This window comes from Bradyrhizobium sp. UNPF46 (assembly GCF_006658625.1).
GTDB lineage: Bacteria > Pseudomonadota > Alphaproteobacteria > Rhizobiales > Xanthobacteraceae > Bradyrhizobium > Bradyrhizobium nitroreducens.
In genome coordinates this window covers 21,772-39,784 of the sequence record NZ_LFJB01000002.1, presented here as the reverse complement: position 1 = coordinate 39,784, position 18,013 = coordinate 21,772, and the positions used below count along the sequence as shown (strand labels likewise).

The 18,013-nt window shown below is 65.7% G+C and carries 16 protein-coding genes; 10 read left to right on the top strand and 6 right to left on the bottom strand.

The genetic code is table 11. The annotated features are described in order from the left end of the window. Window positions 1-219 precede the first annotated feature (219 nt). The 4 genes from UNPF46_RS00695 (at window position 220) to UNPF46_RS00680 (ending at window position 6,425) form a co-directional block, all read left to right on the top strand. The gene (locus UNPF46_RS00695) at window positions 220-3,087 is read left to right on the top strand and encodes a PAS-domain containing protein (protein ID WP_142248692.1); all 2,868 of its coding nucleotides are present in this window, start codon (window positions 220-222) and stop codon (window positions 3,085-3,087) included. A 207-nt stretch (window positions 3,088-3,294) separates the two neighbouring features. After that, window positions 3,295-4,272: a Bug family tripartite tricarboxylate transporter substrate binding protein gene (locus tag UNPF46_RS00690; RefSeq protein ID WP_100180147.1), complete on the top strand. Its 978-nt coding sequence runs from the start codon at window positions 3,295-3,297 to the stop codon at window positions 4,270-4,272. A 154-nt stretch (window positions 4,273-4,426) separates the two neighbouring features. Continuing rightward, on the top strand, window positions 4,427-4,912 hold the full coding sequence (locus UNPF46_RS00685) for a tripartite tricarboxylate transporter TctB family protein (protein ID WP_100181491.1): 486 nt from the start codon (window positions 4,427-4,429) through the stop codon (window positions 4,910-4,912). 4 nt (window positions 4,913-4,916) lie between these two features. Beyond that, a complete protein-coding gene (locus tag UNPF46_RS00680; RefSeq protein ID WP_142248691.1) occupies window positions 4,917-6,425 on the top strand; it encodes a tripartite tricarboxylate transporter permease in 1,509 nt (502 codons plus the stop codon). 125 nt (window positions 6,426-6,550) lie between these two features. Here UNPF46_RS00680 and UNPF46_RS00675 read toward each other — a convergent pair whose 3' ends face one another. Further along, window positions 6,551-8,245, bottom strand: a complete 1,695-nt coding sequence (locus UNPF46_RS00675) for a bifunctional diguanylate cyclase/phosphodiesterase (protein ID WP_142248690.1) — start codon at window positions 8,243-8,245, stop codon at window positions 6,551-6,553. Window positions 8,246-8,510: 265 nt separating this feature from the next. On the opposite strand from UNPF46_RS00675, the gene UNPF46_RS00670 reads away from it, so the two are divergent. Continuing rightward, on the top strand, window positions 8,511-8,726 hold the full coding sequence (locus UNPF46_RS00670; protein ID WP_430649787.1) for a hypothetical protein: 216 nt from the start codon (window positions 8,511-8,513) through the stop codon (window positions 8,724-8,726). 6 nt (window positions 8,727-8,732) lie between these two features. On the opposite strand, the gene UNPF46_RS00665 is transcribed toward UNPF46_RS00670, so the two are convergent. The 3 genes from UNPF46_RS00665 to mtgA form a co-directional block, all read right to left on the bottom strand. Then, window positions 8,733-9,386, bottom strand: coding sequence for a hypothetical protein (locus UNPF46_RS00665; RefSeq protein WP_174719196.1), 654 nt, complete (start codon window positions 9,384-9,386; stop codon window positions 8,733-8,735). A gap of 142 nt (window positions 9,387-9,528) precedes the next feature. Then, on the bottom strand, window positions 9,529-9,711 hold the full coding sequence (gene rpmF, locus UNPF46_RS00660; RefSeq protein ID WP_007598106.1) for a 50S ribosomal protein L32: 183 nt from the start codon (window positions 9,709-9,711) through the stop codon (window positions 9,529-9,531). Window positions 9,712-9,877: 166 nt separating this feature from the next. Then, a complete protein-coding gene (gene mtgA / locus UNPF46_RS00655) occupies window positions 9,878-10,552 on the bottom strand; it encodes a monofunctional biosynthetic peptidoglycan transglycosylase (protein ID WP_142248689.1) in 675 nt (224 codons plus the stop codon). A gap of 161 nt (window positions 10,553-10,713) precedes the next feature. Here mtgA and UNPF46_RS00650 point away from each other — a divergent pair, with 161 nt between their 5' ends. Both UNPF46_RS00650 and UNPF46_RS00645 read left to right on the top strand, forming a co-directional pair. Next, window positions 10,714-11,637 (top strand): polyprenyl synthetase family protein, encoded by a 924-nt coding sequence (locus tag UNPF46_RS00650; protein ID WP_142248688.1) that lies wholly within the window; start codon window positions 10,714-10,716, stop codon window positions 11,635-11,637. 7 nt (window positions 11,638-11,644) lie between these two features. Further along, window positions 11,645-12,331: a DUF1345 domain-containing protein gene (locus UNPF46_RS00645; RefSeq protein WP_100180141.1), complete on the top strand. Its 687-nt coding sequence runs from the start codon at window positions 11,645-11,647 to the stop codon at window positions 12,329-12,331. 34 nt (window positions 12,332-12,365) lie between these two features. On the opposite strand, the gene UNPF46_RS00640 is transcribed toward UNPF46_RS00645, so the two are convergent. After that, window positions 12,366-14,192 carry a caspase family protein gene (locus tag UNPF46_RS00640; protein ID WP_142248687.1) on the bottom strand — a complete coding sequence of 609 codons (1,827 nt, stop codon included), beginning with the start codon at window positions 14,190-14,192 and terminating at the stop codon, window positions 12,366-12,368. Window positions 14,193-14,374: 182 nt separating this feature from the next. Then, window positions 14,375-14,803: a GFA family protein gene (locus UNPF46_RS00635; protein ID WP_100180139.1), complete on the bottom strand. Its 429-nt coding sequence runs from the start codon at window positions 14,801-14,803 to the stop codon at window positions 14,375-14,377. Window positions 14,804-14,896: 93 nt separating this feature from the next. Between UNPF46_RS00635 and UNPF46_RS00630 the strand changes: the two genes are divergently transcribed. The 3 genes from UNPF46_RS00630 to UNPF46_RS00620 all read left to right on the top strand — a co-directional run bounded on the left by UNPF46_RS00630 (window position 14,897) and on the right by UNPF46_RS00620 (window position 18,013). Then, complete coding sequence (locus UNPF46_RS00630; protein WP_142248686.1) at window positions 14,897-15,271, top strand: nuclear transport factor 2 family protein; 375 nt, start codon at window positions 14,897-14,899, stop codon at window positions 15,269-15,271. Window positions 15,272-15,487: 216 nt separating this feature from the next. Then, on the top strand, window positions 15,488-16,357 hold the full coding sequence (bla, locus tag UNPF46_RS00625) for a class A beta-lactamase (protein ID WP_142248685.1): 870 nt from the start codon (window positions 15,488-15,490) through the stop codon (window positions 16,355-16,357). A gap of 48 nt (window positions 16,358-16,405) precedes the next feature. Continuing rightward, entirely contained in the window at window positions 16,406-18,013 is a 1,608-nt protein-coding gene (locus tag UNPF46_RS00620) for a Na+/H+ antiporter (RefSeq protein ID WP_100180136.1), read from the top strand.

The following is an 18,013-nucleotide window of genomic DNA, read 5'->3' as shown; positions in this document are numbered from 1 at the left end:
GACCAAACCGTCGTCCCTGCGAGCGCAGGGACGACACCTCATTTGGCGCGCGCCGATGGCCAACTCTTGCAGGCACCTCAGCAATCAGGATGCGCTCTCCATCGCCAGTCACCCTCCGTAAACTACTGCGCTTAAGGGAATTTTCCGGCCTCTTCGTTACCCTCGGCTGCTGAATTAAGTTGCGTTAAGTCTATTGCTCGCCGAGATCCCGCCGATCCCATGATTTCGACCCGCGACAACGAGCTTGGTGCACGCCGCGAGCAGGGCCTGGAGGCCCTGGTCGCGCTGAGCCAGCTTGCGCTCGACCACATGGAGCAAGGCGTCTGCGTCTACGATGCCGACAACCGGATCGTGCTGGTCAACCAACGCTACCTCTCCCTGTTCGACATGTCGGCGGAGGTCGTGCGGATCGGCACGCGTTACCGCGAGGTGCTCGCGCACAGCGCCGGCCGGGGCAACTTTCCGGAAAGCCAGCTTGACGCTCTCTATTCGGCGCGGATGGCACAGATTGCCGGAGGAAGGCCGTTCCGGACCGAGCAGCGGCTTGCCTCCGGCCTCGTCATGTCGCTCGAGCTGAAGCCGCTCCCCGGCGGCGGCTGGATGACGATCTGCGACGATGTCACCCGCCTCGCCCGGCTCGAAGCGGAATTGCGCGTGCAGACCGAGCGAAGCCAGCACGCGCTCTCCAACATGTCGCACGGTCTCATCATGTACGACGCCGACAGCCACGTCGTCGTCTGCAACGACCGTTTCCTGAAGCTTTACAACCTCGATTCCGATGTCGTGAAGCCGGGCGTCTCGCATCGTACGGTGCTCGACCATTGGGTGTTGCGCGGCAATCAGTCCGGCATGCCCGCCGACGAATTCCATAGGGCCAGATTGGAGGACGTGCGTAACAGGCGAGCGAAAACCATGCTGGTCAAGCGTTACGACGGCCGCATGGTGCAGACGGTCTCCCGCTTCCTGCCCGACGGCGGCTGGGTGACCGTGCACGAGGATGTCACCGAGCGGCTGCAATACGAGGAAACGCTGCGGCAGCAGAACTTCATGCTCGATGCGGCGCTGGAGAACATGGCGCACGGACTCGCCTTCTACGACAGCGACATGCGCCTTCGCGTCTGCAACACCACGTACCGCAAGATCTACCGGCTGTCGCCGGAGGAGACCAGGCCGGGCACGCACCTGGGCGAGTTGATCGAGCGTTCGATGGCGAACGGAGCGTTTGCTTCAGAGTACAGCCCCCGGGAAATCCTCGAAGCCGCCCGAACACGGATCGCGGACCGCGACAGCTCGCCGATGCGTCGGCGCATGTCGAACGACACCGTGATCTCGGTGCGCTATTGCGCATTGGCCGAGGGTGGCTTCGTCGCCACCTACGAGGACATCACCGACCGTGAGCACGCCGTCGAGGAGTTGAGCGAGCAGTACCGCCGCTTCGATGCGGCCCTGAACAACATGAGCCAGGGCCTTTGCATGCTCGACTCGAGCCTGCGCGTGATCGTCTGCAATCGCCGCTATATCGAGATGTACGGCTTGTCTCCTGACATCGTGAAGCCCGGCGTCTCGATGCGCGAGATCATGGAGCACAGCTGCGAGCTCGGCAACCACCCGGACATGACGGGCGCCAAGCTCTACGCCGACTATGTCGAACGGCTGCGCGAGGGTGAACACACGCTGCACCGGCATCTGAACGACGGCCGCATCATCAAGCTCAACCACAAGCGCATGGAGCAAGGCGGCTGGGTGGTCACCTATGAGGATGTCACCGAGCGTCACAAGGCCCAGGCCCGCGTCGCGCACATGGCGCGGCACGATTCGCTGACCGACCTGCCCAACCGCACGTTGTTCCGCGAGAAGATGAGCGAGGGGTTGAACCAGGTGGCGATCGCAGGCGGCGCGATGGCGGTGCTGTGCTTCGACCTCGACAATTTCAAGACCGTCAACGACCGCCTCGGCCATGCCGCTGGCGACCGCCTGTTGCGCTGGGTCGGAGCGCGCCTGAAGGAGAATGTCGGCGAGCACGACACCGTCGCGCGCCTCGGCGGCGATGAATTCGCCGTGCTCCAGCGCGGGCCGCAGCCGCAATCGGCGGAAAAGCTCGCGCGGCGCCTGGTCGAAATCCTCGGCCATCCGCCGCCGCTGGAAAACCAGTCGATCCATGTCGGCGCCTCCGTCGGCATCGCGATCGCGCCCGACCACGGGCTCGATGCCGACGAACTGATGAAGTGCGCCGACCTCGCGCTGTACCAGGCCAAAGCCAAGGGCCGCGGCGCCTACCAGCTGTTCGAGCCCGAGATGGAGGAGGAGGCGCGCAGCCGGCACGCGCTGGAGCAGGATTTGCGCGGTGCGTTGGAGTCACACGAATTCCACCTGGCGTTCCAGCCGCAGGTGCGGCTCGATTCATCGGAGCTCACCGGCTTCGAGGCGCTCCTGCGCTGGAAGCATCCTTCGCGCGGCTCCGTCTCGCCGGCCGAGTTCATTCCGATCGCGGAAGAGAACGGGCTGATCGTTCCGATCGGCGAATGGGTGCTGCGCACCGCCTGTGCGACCGCCGCGTCCTGGCCCGGTGTCGCCGTCGCGGTGAACCTGTCGCCGGTGCAGTTCCGCTCGCGCGGGCTGGTGGCGATGGTCACGAGCGCGCTGGCTGAAGCCGGCCTGCCGCCGCAGCGGCTCGAGCTCGAGGTCACAGAGACCGCCCTGCTCGACGACAGCGAGGCGACGATCGAGATCCTGCACCAGCTCCGCGCGCTGGGGGTCCGTGTCAGCCTCGACGATTTCGGCGTCGGCTATTCCTCGCTGAGTTACCTGCGCAAATTTCCGTTCGACCGCATCAAGATCGACCGCTCCTTCGTCGGCACGCTCGGCGAAAGCCCGGAGAGCGTGGCCATCGTCCGCACCATCGCAAGCCTCGGCTCCGTGCTCGGCGTCGAGACCACGGCGGAGGGCGTGGAAACCGAGGAGCAACTCGACTTCGTGCGCGAATGCGGCTGCACGGCCGTGCAGGGCTATTATTTCGGCAGACCCTGCCCGGCATCGGAGGTCGGGCGCGCCATCGAGACGCTGAACACGGTCCGGCGCGTGGCATAGAGCGGCTTCTGCTCCTTCAAATTCCGCCTCTCGGCACACGACCAAACGACCAATTGTCGCATGTTCCGGTTCTGCCGGGATTGCTGCACCCGCCGCTGCCCGCAGTCCGCGCAATGCGCTTTTCTTCTCCCTCGATTTCGGGAACAATCCTCTCACAAGAACGAAGGACGGCGGGCCCAACGAGGCCGCCGCGAGGGAGGAATTCCGATGCCGCGATACGGGCTGAAGACGATCGCACTTGCCGCGATGCATGTTGTCATGGGCGCACTGCTCTCGACCGCTGCCGGTGCGCAGGATTATCCCAGCAAGCCGATCACGCTGATCGTGCCGTGGCCGGCCGGCGGATCGACCGATATCTCGATGCGCGCGATCGCCGACAGCGCCTCGAAGGTGCTGGGACAGCCGATCGTGATCGACAACAAGGCCGGCGGCGGCGGCACGGTGGGACCGGCGACCATGGCGGCGGCCGCGAAGCCCGACGGCTACACCATCTCGCAGATTCCGATCACCGTGTTCCGCCTGCCCCTGATGCAGGACGTGTCGTGGGATCCGGCCAAGGACTTCACCTACATCGTCCATCTCACCGGCTACACCTTCGGTGTGACCACCAGCGCGGAGTCGCAGTTCAAGAGCTGGAAGGACGTGGTGGAGTTCGCGAAGGCGAACCCGGGCAAGGTGACCTATGCCACGCCGGGCGCCGGCACCTCGCTGCATATCGGCATGGAGCAGATCGCCGGAATGTCCGGCATCAAGCTGACGCAAGTCCCCTTCAAGGGCGGCGCAGAGACCAACGCTGCGGTGCTGGGGCAGCACACGATGCTCCAGGCGGACTCCACGGGATGGCGGCCGCTGGTCGACGCCGGCAAGCTCCGCCTGTTGATGGTGTGGACCGGCTCACGCTCGCCGAACTACCCTGACGTGCCGACGCTGAAGGAGCTCGGCTACCCCATGGTCTATGACTCCCCGTTCGGCATCGCCGGCCCGAAGGGCCTCGATCCAAAGATCGTCGCCAAGCTGCACGACGCCTTCAAGAAGGCGGTCGAGGATCCGGCCGTCGTGGCCACGCTCGCCAAATACGACATGGTGCCGAACTACAAGAACACCGAGGACTACAAGAAGTTCGTCGTCGAGGTCACCGAGTCCGAGCGCAAGGTGATCGAGACGCTCGGGCTGGCGAAGAAGTAGAGCAAGGCCGCCAGCGTGTCCCGGACGCGGTGCAGCGCTTCTTTAGCGATGCACCGCAGAGCCGACCCAAGTTGCCACCGCATCGCTGGACCCCGGATCTGCAGCGCACCACTTCGTGCTGCGCAGCGTCCGGGGAACGACCGAGAGAAAATCGATGAACCACCCCACCAATGTAAAACTCAGCCTTTCCAACTCCGAACTCTGGGGCGGACTGATCGGGCTCGCGCTCGGCGGCTTCGTGATCTGGTCGGGCATGAAGCTCAAGCTCGGCACCATCAACGATCCCGGCTCCGGCTACGTGCTGTTCTACACGGGCATCCTGATGTGCGTGTTCGCCGGCGCCATCATCCTCTCGGCGCTCACCGAGGGCGGGCCGACGCTTGCCTCGCGCTGGGAGAACGTGCGCTGGAGCAAGCCGCTCCTGCTGATCGCGTGCCTCATGGCATTCTCCGTCGCGCTGGAGCCGCTCGGCTTCCTGCTGTCGTCGATTCCCCTGATGCTTTTGCTGTTGCGCTTGATCGATCCCGTACGCTGGACGCTGGCGATTCCCATCGCCGTCCTGGTGCCGGCGGGCATGTGGTGGGTGCTCAAGCGGCTGCTGTTGATCCAGCTGCCCTCGGGCCTGTTCGGGATCGGTTGACCCCATGGATACGCTCGTCAACGTCGCGCATGGATTCGGCGTCGCGCTGCTGCCGGTCAACCTGCTCTACTGCTTCATCGGCGTCTTCATCGGCACGCTGGTCGGCGTGCTGCCGGGCATCGGGCCGATCTCGGCGATGTCGCTGCTGTTGCCCGTGACGCTGTCGGGCACGCCGGAATCCGGCATCATCATGATGGCGGGCATCTATTACGGCTCGATGTATGGGGGATCGACCACCTCGATCCTGGTCAACATCCCCGGCGAAGCGGCTTCCGTCGTCACCTGCATCGACGGCCACCAGATGGCAAAGCAGGGCCGCGCGGGCCCGGCGCTCGGCATCTCCGCCTTCGGCTCCTTCATCGCCGGCACGTTCGCGCTGATCGCCTTGATGCTGGTCGCGCCAAAACTCGCCAGCGTCGCCATCGCGTTCGGCCCGGCCGAGTATTTCAGCCTGATGGTGCTCGGCCTCGTGGTGCTCACCTTCCTGACCCAGGGCTCGATGCCGAAGGCGCTGCTGATGGCGTGCATCGGCGTCGTGCTCGGGCTGATCGGGCTCGACAGCATCACCGCACAGCCGCGCATGACCTTCGGCCGCATGGAGCTGATCGACGGCATCGGGCTCGTACCCGTCGTGATGGGCCTGTTCGGCGTCGCGGAGGTGTTGCTCAACACCGAGCAGGCGATCAAGCGCGACATCATCAACACCAGGATCACCCATCTCCTGCCCACCAGGGAGGACTGGAAGGCGAGCGCCGGTCCGGTCGGCCGCGGCACCATCCTCGGCTTCTTCCTCGGCATCCTCCCAGGAGGGGGCGCGGTGGTGGCCTCGTTCGCGTCCTACGCGCTGGAGAAGCGGCTGTCGAAGACGCCCGAGCGCTTCGGCCACGGCGCGATCGAAGGCGTCGCGGGCCCGGAATCGGCGAACAACGCTGCGGCAGGCGGGGCCTTCATTCCGCTGATGACGCTCGGCATCCCGCCGAATGTGGTGATGGCGCTGCTGCTCGGGGCCTTCGTCATTCACGGCCTGCAGCCGGGACCGCTGCTGATCACGCAGAACCCGGGCCTGTTCTGGGGCATCGTCGCCAGCATGTATATCGGCAACGTCATGCTGCTGGTCCTGAACCTGCCGATGATCGGCATGTGGGTGCAGCTGCTCAAGCTGCCCTACAACATCCTGTTCCCGCTGATCATCCTGTTCACGATCCTCGGCGTCTACTGCTCCAGCAACAACGTGTTCGACGTCTATGTGATGATCGCATTCGGCATCGTCGGCTATTTCATGCGCAAGCTCGGCTACGAGCCGGCACCGCTGGTGCTGGCCTTCGTGCTGGGACCGATGATGGAGAACAACTTACGCAAGTCGCTGATCCTGTCGCAGGGTGATCTCTGGACCTTCGTGCAGCGGCCGATCTCGGCGGTGTGCCTCGCATTCGCAATGATGCTGCTGATCGCGCCGCTGCTGCCGTCGCTGCGCAAGAAGCGCGAGCTGGTGGCACTGGACGAAGGGGCGTGAGGCTTTGCAGAATGGGCGGGGGCGCAATGGCTCCGTCCCACCCGACGACTTTCAATTTTCGCGAAAACAACCCCATGCACAGTAGAAGGGGGTTGATTTCAAAGAGGAAATTCTAGCGTGAAACGCTACACCGCCGCCGGCAGCGCGCTGTCCGGCGGAGCGCCCCACGGCCGCTCGGCCGAGGCCAGCCCGATCAGCCGGCCCTGGATGTAGTCGCAGCCCCAGTCGCGCAGCATGTTGGCGGCTTCCTCGTCCTGCACCCATTCGGCCACGGTCTTGATGTCGAGGCGGCGAGCGAGGTCGATCAGGGTCTGCACGAAGGCGCGGTCGTCGGCGGAATGGGTGATGTTCTGCACGAAGGCGCCGTCGATCTTGACGATGTCGACGCCGAGCTTGCGCAGGTTTCGGAACGAGGTGTAGCCGGCGCCGAAATCGTCGATAGCGATGCGGCTGCCGAAATTCTTCAGCCGCGTGACGAAGCCGCGGACATCGTCGATGTCCTGGATCGCGACCGTCTCGGTGATCTCGACGATCAGCCGTTCGGCGACACCGGGATGGGCCAGCATCAGCGATTCGATCCCCGCCCACCAGTCTGGATCCATGGTCGTATCCGGCGAGATGTTGAGGCTGAGGCTGATGCCGGGTGCGGCCGCGAGCTCGGCGACCACGAGCTCGAGCACGCGGTGGTCGACCAGGCGGATCAGGCCGAGCCGTTCGGCGACCGGCACGATGTCGGGCGCGAGCAGCACCTGGCCGTCGCCCTGGTCCATCCGCACCAGGCATTCGTGGAACGCACGCTCGCGCGAGACGGCCGAGACCACCGGCTCATAGGCGAGCTTGATGCGGCGCTCGTTCAGCGCGGTGACGATCTCGTCGGTGACGCGGATGTTGACACGGCGCTGCGCATCACGCGCAGCATCCGGACGCCAGGCCGCAAACGAGCCCGCACGGCGGCGCTTGGCGGCGTCCAGCGTCTCATGGGCGCGGTTGACGGCCTCGTCGGTGTTGCGGGCATAGCGCGGCAGGCTGACAGCGCCGATCGATGCGGTGACCGAGACCGGACCGGATTTGGTCGGCACCACCTCGTCGCGGATGCCGGTGAGGAAGCGCTCGGCGGCGACATTCATGTCGTCGACGGTGCAGTTCTTCAGGATCAGGCCGAACTTGTTGCCGGAAAAGCGCCCGAGCACGTCGCCGCCGCGCAGGCGCGAACGGATACGCTTGGCGATGTCGAGGATCACCGCGTCTGCAACGTCGAAGCCGAAGGCGTCGTTGACGCGGGCGAGGTGATCGATGCCGACCAGCATGAAGGCGGCGGTCGAGCGGAAGCGGGTGGTCTCCTCGATCGCCTCGGCCAGCGCCGCGATCAGGTGAGAGCGGTTGAGCTCGCCGGTCAGCGGATCGAGCCGGGCCAGCTTGGTCAGCTCCTCGTCGCGGGCATGGCGCTCATTGTTGATGCGAACCGACCCGATCGCGCGCACCGGGCGGCCGTCGGCGCCGGCGAACCAGCGGCCGGTCTCCTCGATCCAGATCACGGGATCGGCGGCGCTCATGCGGACGCCGTACTCGACGCGATACGGCGTGCCGTCGGCGCCGTGCACCGCGGAAGTCTGCGCCAGCGCGGCGGTCCGCAGCGACGGCGAGGGCTCGATCAGCTTGGCGAATTCGGCGCCGGTCGCGAGCCGCTCGGCGGGGATGCCCGGGAAGACGCTCGCGGCCGGGTCCCCCCAAACGATTGCATCGCTGGCGATGTCCCAGGCGAACACGGCTTGACCGAGCGCGGCCAGAATGTCGGAGGCTTGCGGCAATGCAGGGGTCAAAATCGCCTCGTTTCGGGACAGCGGGAGAGTCCTGAGTCGGCACAGGATACGGCCAGATTCGCCTTCGACCCTAGGCAAAGTTCATAAACAATTTGGAAACCACGTTCCCGAGGTGCCCAGGAACGATTAGGCTCGGCCGGCATGAGCCTTGCGAGATCACCACATGCAACGGCGCCCATGTCCCGAAACGCGCCAGTTCAAGCGGATTAACGGTGCTGTGATGGTGAGTGCGGGTGGATCGACAGAGACGGAGCGGCAAACCGGCATGGCCCTCGTGCCGCTGATGCCGACATTGCGGTGGGTCCACAAGGCGCCGCTGTCGCGCCCCGATCCCAGCTTCGTCACTCAGTTGATCGCCAATGCCGAGCACTTGCCCCAGACCAACCGACTGCGGCGCGCCTCTTCCGAGGATGCGCTGACGGCCTATGGCCGCAAGCGCCCGCTGCAAAGCGTCAGCGCGCGAACACGACAGGTCGCTTGACGCCGGTCAGCGCGGCGGGGTGTCGGACGACGGCGGCGTGCCGTTACCCGGCTGAAGCTGTGGCGAGGGAATTTCCGGCGAAGTCGCGCCCTGCACGGGTTTGGGCGCAGGATGATCCATCAGCACGGATTCCGCGACGGATTGCGCCGTGGATGCGGGAGGCTCGACCGGCGCCGGCTGCGGCGCAACCACCGGCTCGAACTTGCGCTCGGCCACGGCGTCCTCTGCCGGAGCTTCCACCTGACGCTTGGCCTTGCGCGGCGCCGGCACCGTCGTTTCCGCGACATAGGTGACGCGGCGGCGCGTGCGCTGGGCGATGCCGCCGAGGAAATCCGCCATCGCCAGCAGCACCAGCAGGAAATAGGTCGAGTTGCCGAATTTGGGCCACATCACGAATTCGGCGGCCGCTCCGCCGAACAGGATCAGCGACAGCAGATGGTCCATCAGAAATTTCGATCCGGGCCGCGCGCCCTTGACCACTTCGAGCAGCAGCAGCACCACGCCCAGCGCGAGCAGGAGATCGGCGAGCGTAACCGGCCAGGCCTCGCCCGTGATCATCGGCACCCTGAACAGCACGTCCGTAAAGGAGACGGTCGGCATCAGGAAGGCGATGATGTTGTACACCGCGAGCGGAATCAGAAGCAGCGGAAAACCGACCATCGGCAAAACGCCTTCTCGATCATGACATCCGGACAGGACAATGCGGCGGCGAAGCATTCGCTCCGCCGCCGTCACTGTCTATCTCATGGGTGGGCCGAAATCAGGCAGGCCAAATCATCCTGCCCGGAGAAAGGTCCTAAACTCAGGACTCTTTCTTCTTCAGGACCTGCCGGCCCTTGTACATGCCGGTCTTGAGGTCGAGATGGTGCGGACGACGGAGCTCGCCGGAGTCCTTGTCTTCCACATAGGTCGGCTTCTTGATGGCGTCTGCCGAGCGGCGCATGCCACGGCGCGACGGCGAGGTTTTTCTTCTCGGAACGGCCATTTCAATATCCTCTAGGGATTGGTGTCATCAGGGCATCGTCCGCGAAGGGACGGCTCAGCACCCAAACGGGGCGAGCGAAATGCCGATCAAGGCCGGGCTTATAGAGGAAGGCTGGCCGCAAAGCTAGGCTCTTGGCCCGGAAAATACGCCCGGAACGGGCTCAAAATCAGCGATTTTCTCGCCAGCAGGTCACAAGCGAGCTCGCTTGGCCCCGCGCCATATAGGTCGCGGCCAGCCGCCGGACACCCGGACCCGGGGTTTTGGCGCTGCGTTTGACCGGATTCGGCAGGATCGAGGCCAGAAGCGCCGCCTCCCGGGGCGAGAGGTCCTCGGCCGACTTGCCGAAGGCATAGGCGCTGGCCGCCTCCACGCCAAACTGGCCCTGTGGGCCGAGCTCGGCAATGTTGAGGTAAATCTCCAGGATCCGCGGCTTGGGCAGCACCAGATCGATCCAGAGCGCCAGCGGAAACTCCAGCGCCTTGCGGACGAAATCCCGGCCCTGCCAGAGGAACAGGTTTTTCGCGACCTGCTGGGTGATGGTTGAGGCGCCCCGGAACGGCGTACCGTCCTCCTTGGCGTCGTCGATCGCCTCGCGCAGCGCGCCCCAGTCGATGCCGTGATGCTTGCAGAAATGGGCGTCCTCGGCTGCGATCACCGATCGCGGCAGTGAGGGCGACATCGCCGCCAGATCGATCCATTCCCGCTGCATCGGCGCGCCGCGAAGCGAGCGCCAGACCATCAGCGTCGAAACGGGATGGCCGGTGCGGTAGAACGGCGCGATCACATAGGGCGCGAGAATGACGACCGCGAGCGCTACGAGCAGGATTTTGACGATGCGCAAATCGACCTTTCCGGCATGGAACGAGAAGCGGCCACGGTGCTCCCCATTAAGTCTGTGATAATCCGGGCCTTTTCCAGCACTTTTTAGGCCTTCCAAACGATTGACTGGGGCGGGCTCATAAAGGATTGTCCCGCCGAATTTTAGTTCTGGAGCCCTTCTTGATGACCGGCACGTCCCCGTCCGATTTCGCCAAACGTCTGGACAAGACCGCTGATGACACCGAGGCCCTGCTCGGGCGCCTGCTGTCGGACGACATCCTGCACGATGAGATCGCCCGGCCCAAGCGGCTGATGGACGCAATGCGCTATTCGAGCCTGAACGGCGGCAAGCGCCTGCGGCCGTTCCTGGTGGTCGAAAGCGCAGCCGTGTTCGGCGTGCCGCGCGAAGCGGCCCTGCTCGTGGGCGCCGCACTGGAATGCATCCACTGCTATTCGCTGATCCATGACGATCTGCCGGCGATGGACAATTCGGACCTGCGCCGCGGCCGCCCCACCCTGCACAAGCAGACTGACGACGCCACCGCGATCCTCGCCGGCGACGGCCTGTTGACGCTCGCCTTCGACATCGTGACCCGCGACGAGATCCACCGCGACGCCAATGTGCGGCTCCTGCTGACGCGCGCGCTGGCGCGCTGTGCCGGCATCGGCGGCATGGTCGGCGGCCAGATCCTCGACCTCGCCGGCGAAGGCCGCTTCGGCGGCAACGAGCCGATCGACGTCGCCCGCATTCAGCAGATGAAGACCGGCGCACTGCTGCGTTACGGCTGCATCGCCGGTGCGATCCTCGGCCAGGCCTCGAGTGCGGAATATCAGGCGCTCGACGATTACGGCCGTGCGCTCGGCGAAGCCTTCCAGATCGCCGACGATCTGCTCGACGTCGAGGGCGATGCCGCCGCGCTCGGCAAGCCGGCCGGCGCCGATGCCGTGCTCGGCAAGACCACGTTCGTCACCCAGCTCGGCATCGAAGGCGCCAAGCAGCGTGTCCGCGACCTGCTCGCGCGCGCCGACAGCGCCGTCTCGATCTTCGGCGACCGCGCCGCCGTGCTGCAGGCCGCCGCGCGGTTTGTCGCCGAGCGCAAGAACTGACCGTGCGATGACGGGCATCGACCAGGAAGATCCCGTCCTCACGCGCTTCCAAAAAATGTCGCGGCCGATGCGGCTGATCTATGCGCGGCCGCGGACGTTCATCTCGCTGGGTATCGGCATCCTCGTTGGCCTGCTGCTACCGGGCTCACCCCGGCTGACGACGCGGCTCGTGCTCGGCTGGGACGCGCTGATCGCGGTCTATCTCGTGCTGGTCTATGCGATGATGCTCTGCAACGACCACCAGCACATCCGCCGCAGCGCCGCGATGCAGGACGACGGCCGCTTCGTGATCCTGCTGGTCACGGCGATCGGCGCGTTCGCGAGCATCGCGGCGATCGTCGCCGAACTGGGCGTCCATCGCGGCCCCGCAGAACTCACGATCGCGATCACCACCATCGCGCTGTCGTGGGCCGCCGTGCACACCACCTTCGCGCTGCATTACGCCCACGACTATTACCGGCACCCACCGGGCGGACTGCAATTCCCGAGCGGCGACAAGGAAGACCACGCCGACTACTGGGACTTCGTCTATTTCTCGTTCGTGATCGGCATGACCGCGCAGGTCTCCGATGTCGGCATCACCGACAAGACCATCCGCCGCACGGCCACGGCGCATGGGATCGTCTCGTTCATCTACAACACGGCCTTGCTGGCACTGACGGTCAACATTGCCGCGAGCGCCATCTCGAACTGACATCGTCCCGGCATTGCCGGGACGACTTGAATTGTCAGTTGCAGACCTCGGCATTGGCGTCATTGGCGGGGCCGCCACCGCCGCGATATTCGAGATGGCAGCCACGGCTGACCGGACGGCAGCCGGTGCTGTTGCAGAACATCTGGCCGCCACCCGTGGGACGGCTCGCACCGGCCGCAGCGGCAATGCCGGCCGCAGCGCCATAGCCGCCAGCGGCTCCGGCTGCCGCGCCGCCGGCCTGTCGACGCTGCCGCGCGGGACGCTCATCACCGTCGTCGCGCTTTGCCGTTGCAGGCTTGGCCGGCTTTGCGGCGCGCTGCTTCTCGCACTCATTGTCGTCATTGACCGCGTAGCCCTCACGGCAAACGATCTTGGTGCACTTGTCGCCGTCGGCCTTGAAGCCGTGCTCGCAAACCAGCGGACAGACCCGAGCCGGCTTGGCCTTGACCGCATCGAGCGCGTCGGTGCTCGCGACCTTCACGTCGAGCTTGGTGCCGGCATAGCGGTTGAACTGCGACAGTGAGCGCTGCGAGGAGGTGTTCCAGTTGCCGTCGGCCTGCCCTGAAAAACATCCGACCCGGCCAAGCTCGGTCTGCACCGAGCGGCTGAGATCGGCCGGCGCGGCTGCCGGCGTCAGCGAGGCAACGCTGGTGCCGGCCGGGCTCGCGGTGCTGGCCGGTGCGGCGCTCGGCGCAGCCGCGGCGAGATTGACGCGCTGCTGCTCCGCGGCGGCCGCCTGCTGCTGCGCCTGTTCTTTCGCCTTCTGCGCGGCGAGCTGGGCCTGCTCGGCGGCTTTGGCATCGGCGGCGGCTTTGGCCTGCGCGTCCTTCTGGGCGCCGAGAGCGGCGAGACGATCGCGCTCGGCCTCGGCCTGCTTCGCCTTCTCGACCGCGGCCGCATGGGCCTGCTCGGCCTGGAGCTTGTCGATCTGGAGCTTGGCGAGGTTGGCATAGAAGCCGTCGGGATGCTGGGCGAGGAAAGCTTCCCACGCCGGCTTGTTGCCGACCTGGAGCGCGAGCTCGTAGTCGCGGCGCATGTCGGCCTGCCGGTTGACCACGGGCGCCGCCGGCGCGGCAGCCGCCACCTTGACCGGAACCAGCGGCACATCCTCGCCACCGAGCGAGCCGTAGACGAACGGCTCCTGCTTGTTGCCCGTCGATTTGAGCACGTCATCGCGCACGTAGCCGAAGGCGCGGCGGACATCGAGGCCCGGCGTCGTCAAATGCCGCGACAGCGCGACCGTAAAGGGGCTGTTGGCGCCGTCGCCGTCCTGGGCCGTGAAGCCCGCCTTGGCCGAATAGGCGATCAGCGTGTTGGGGCTGGTCGGCTCGACCTGGGCAAGACCGCGGCCGATGCCGCGCGAGGCAACGGTGCGCTTCATGGTCCTGCCGAATGGATTGTCGCGGCAGGCGTCCAGGATCACCAGACGAAGCTGCTTTGCCGGTTCGACGGCGACGAGGACGCGGTCGAGCGAAAGCGCCTCGTCATAGACGTCGGTGTCGCGCTCGAGCTTGGCATCGACGGGGATCAGATAGTTCGAGCCTTCGACCTCGATGCCGTGACCGGCATAGTAGACCACGGCGATGTCGGCCGTGCGGGTCGTGTCGGCAAATTCGCGCAGCACGCGCCGCGTATCCAGGGCCGACAGGTCCTGCCGGAAATCGACGACATCGAAACCGGCCTCTTTCAGCGTTTTCGCCATCACCGCACCGTCATTGACGGGGTTGGCGAGCGACGGCGCGTGCCGATAGGCCGAGTTGGCAAGCACCAGCGCGACGCGGTTGCCGGCGAGAGCGGGACCGGAGCCGAACAGCAGCGCTGCGGCGAGGAGAAGCTGGCAGAATCCGAGCATTTTGCGCATGACACGACTTCCGAAGTTCGGGACGTTCAAGCCCCTTTGGAACCGCTTTAGCAGGATCTGGTGGCGGCGCTTGTGATGGAGGTCACGAAGGCCGCGCCGCCAGCAACCCGAAAGCCCCCCTTTGTTTGTCGCGCCAGCGCGGTCGCGGTTCGCAGCCAGGCGGGCGGATCGACCGAGTTTCCCTAGCCATCGCCGATATGCCCCCGATATTGCGGCAGATCGTCCGTAATCTCGTGCCAGGGCGCCTTCGAGGCCACGAAAATATGGGCGCTGGGCCGGATCGAAGGGGCATCGACCAGGGTTCCCATGGCGACGTGGACCCATTGTCCTTCGCGCACCCGGGAATAAAGCAGCGAGCCGCATCGCCCACAATGGGCGTCATGGGTGGTGTCGTCGCCGAAAATGAGCCGGTGCTCGCCACCCCTGACGATGCGAAGCCTGTCCTGCGCGATGCCGGCGAACGGCTTGAAGGCCGAGCCGGTGGTCCGGCGACAGTTCGAACAGTGACAGTTCATCGCATAGGAGAACGCGTCGGCCACTTCGAATCTGATGGTGCGGCAGTAGCATTCGCCGATCAGGATAGGAGCATTCGAATTTTCTGATCCGGTCATGGCAAACCTCGGCGCAAATGGCCGACACACCCATAGCGCATTCTGATGCGTACGACTAAGTTCGCCCCAAGCCATCATGCAAAAGGATGACCCATGAGCCAGAACCGGTCGAGCGTCGAAGCCGTCGTGCAAGCCTATTTCGACGGCCTCTACGAGGGCGACGCCGAAAAGCTCGGCGCCATCTTCCATCCCTCCGCAGACTTGCGCTGGGTCGAGAAGGGCGAATTGCAGGTCCTGACCGTGCCCGACTGGCTCGACCGCGTGCGCAAGCGCCCCTCCGGCAAGGCCGAAGGCAAGCCGCGCGAGGATTTCATCGTCACCATCGACCGCTCGGACGACAAGACCGCCTTCATCAAGGTGCGATGCCAATTGCCGCCGCGCTATTTCACCGACTACCTGGTGGCGATGAAGCTCGCCGACGGCTGGCAGATCGTGTCGAAATCGTATCGATATGATCTGAAGGAGTGAGGGGTGCTGCTCCGCTGCCCCAATTCGGACGCGCTCGCTCCCCATTCTCTGTCATTGCGGGCGTAGCTCTCGCCCCGTCATTGCGAGGAGCCCTTGCGACGAAGCAATCCAGAATCCCTCCGCGGAAGGACTCTGGATTGCTTCGCTTCGCTCGCAATGACGATGCGGATGAAGCGAGCGCTCCATCTCCCACCTCCACTCGCCCGAAAGTTCTCCATGCCTCTCGACCGCCGCTCTCTGCTCGCCTCACTCGCCTGGATGGCCGCGTCTCCGGCGCTTGCCGCGGAGGCGCCGCCCGAACTCGAATCCTACGAGCGCGAGAGCGGCGGACGGATCGGGGTCTATGCGGAGAACCTTGCGACCGGCAAGAAGCTCGCCTGGCGCGCCGACGAGCGCTTCGTGATGTGCTCGACCTTCAAGGCCTCGCTCGCGGCCTGCGTGCTGGCGCGGGTCGATCGCGGCGAGGAGCAGCTTGCGGCGATGATTCCTTACGGCAAGGCCGACCTGCTGGACTATGCGCCGGTCGCCAAGCAGAATCTCGCTGCCGGCGCGATGTCTGTCACCGAGATGTGCAAGGCGATCGTCGAGCTCAGCGACAACACCTGCGCCAATCTGCTGCTGGCGCGGATCGGCGGGCCGGCGGCCCTCACGGCATTCTGGCGATCGCTCGGCGATAGCACCTCGCGGCTCGATCACAATGAGCCGGAGCTCAACCGCTCACCGCCCGGCAATCCCCAGGACACCACGACGCCGGTGGCGATGGCAGGCAATTTGCGGCGCCTGGTGGTGGGCGAGGCGTTGACGCCGGCCTCGCGGACGCAGCTCACGGAGTGGATGGTGAACTGCAAGACCGGCGCGAACCGGCTGCGCGGCGGCCTGCCCGCAGGCTGGATCGTCGGCGACAAGACCGGCAACAACGGCAAGGATGCGTCAGGCGATATCGCGGTCGTCTGGCCCAGGCCCGATACCAAGCCCGAGACGCCGATCCTGATCACGGCCTATACCCAGGGCGGCACGCCGAATCCGGCGCAGATCGAAGCCGCATTCGCGCGCATCGGGCGCATGGTGGCCGAGCGGCTGGCGTGAGCCGCGCGCATTGACGCAGCAGTCGCTTCCGGGTCAAGACAGACCGCCATGGAAGCGAAATTTCAGACCTTTCTCATCCTGCTCGCCGTGCTGGCGGGCACCGCACTTGCCGCCCGCCGCTTCAACATCGCGCCCGCCATCCTGCTGATGCTGGCCGGCGTCGGCCTCGCCTTCGTGCCGGGCATGCCGCCGGTGGAATTGCCGCCGGAACTGGTGCTGCTGATGGTGCTGCCGCCGCTGATCTATTCGGCCAGCGTCGCCATGAGCTGGCGCGAGTTCAAGAACAATCTGCGCCCGATCGTGCTGCTCGCGGTCGGTGCGGTGATCTTCACCGCGGCGCTGGTAGCGGCCGCCACGCACACCATGATCGGCCTGCCCTGGACCATCGGCTTCCTGTTAGGGGCCATCGTCGCACCGCCCGACGTGGTGGCACCGCTCGCGATCGCGCGCCGCCTCAACATGCCACGGCGGCTCCTGGTCATTCTCGAGGGTGAAGGGCTCGCCAATGATGCCACGGCGCTGATCCTCTATCGTTTCGCGCTGGCCGCGATCATGGTCGGGCATTTCTCGCTGCCGCTCGCGGCCGGCGAGTTCCTTCTCATCGTCGCCAGCGAGATCGCCTTCGGCATCGGCGTCGGCTGGCTCTCCCTTCGCTTCCGCAAATGGTCCGGGGATCCGCAGGTCGAGCTGACGCTGTCGCTGATCACGCCCTACGTCTCCTACTGGCTGCCCGAGCATCTCGGCGGCTCCGGCGTGATCGCGACGGTGGCCTGCGGGCTCTATGTGAGCTGGAACGGCCCCTTGCTGATCTCCTCGGCGACGCGACTGCAAGGCATCTTCTTCTGGGACCTCGTGATTTATCTGATCGAGGGCGTGCTGTTCCTGCTCACCGGCTTCCAGATGCGCGCGCTCTACGAGAAATCGAAGACGTTTCCGCTCGACGACATCCTGATCGCGACCGCGCTGGTGCTGGTGATCATCGTGATCGCGCGTTTCGCCTGGCTCTATCCCGCAACCTATCTGCCGCGAATGCTCAGCAAATCGCTGCGCCGGCGCGATCCGTCACCGCCCTGGCAATGGCCGTTCGTCCTCGCCTTCACCGGCGTGCGCGGCGCGGTGTCGCTCGCGGCCGCGCTGGCGCTGCCGTTCACGTTGCCCGATGGCAATGCCTTCCCGTACCGCGACCTGATCCTGTTCGTGGCCTTCGGCGTCATCTTCGTCACGCTGATCGGCGTCGGCCTCACGCTGCCGCCGGTGGTGCGCTGGCTCGGTGTCGCCCAGGCCGGCCGCAACGAGCATGTCGCCGAGCACGAGGCCGAGATCACGGCGCGGCGTCAGGCGCTGGACGCCGCGCTGAAATCGCTCGACGCGCTGACTGAAGAGAAGGATGTCTCCGACGAGGTGATGCGGCTGCTGCGTGCGCGTCACGAGATCCGGGTCAACCAGCTTCCTGACTCGCTCGATCCCACCCACCACGACGTCTCCGCGGCCGGCACCGCGCTGACCCGGGACCTGATCGCCGCCGAACGAAAATTCATTCACAATCTCCTGCGCGACGGCCAGATCACCGACGAGACGCGGCGGCGGATCGAGCGCGATCTGGATCTGGAGGAGGCGAGCCTGGCGAACCGGGAGTACAGGGGTGTGCCGCTGTAG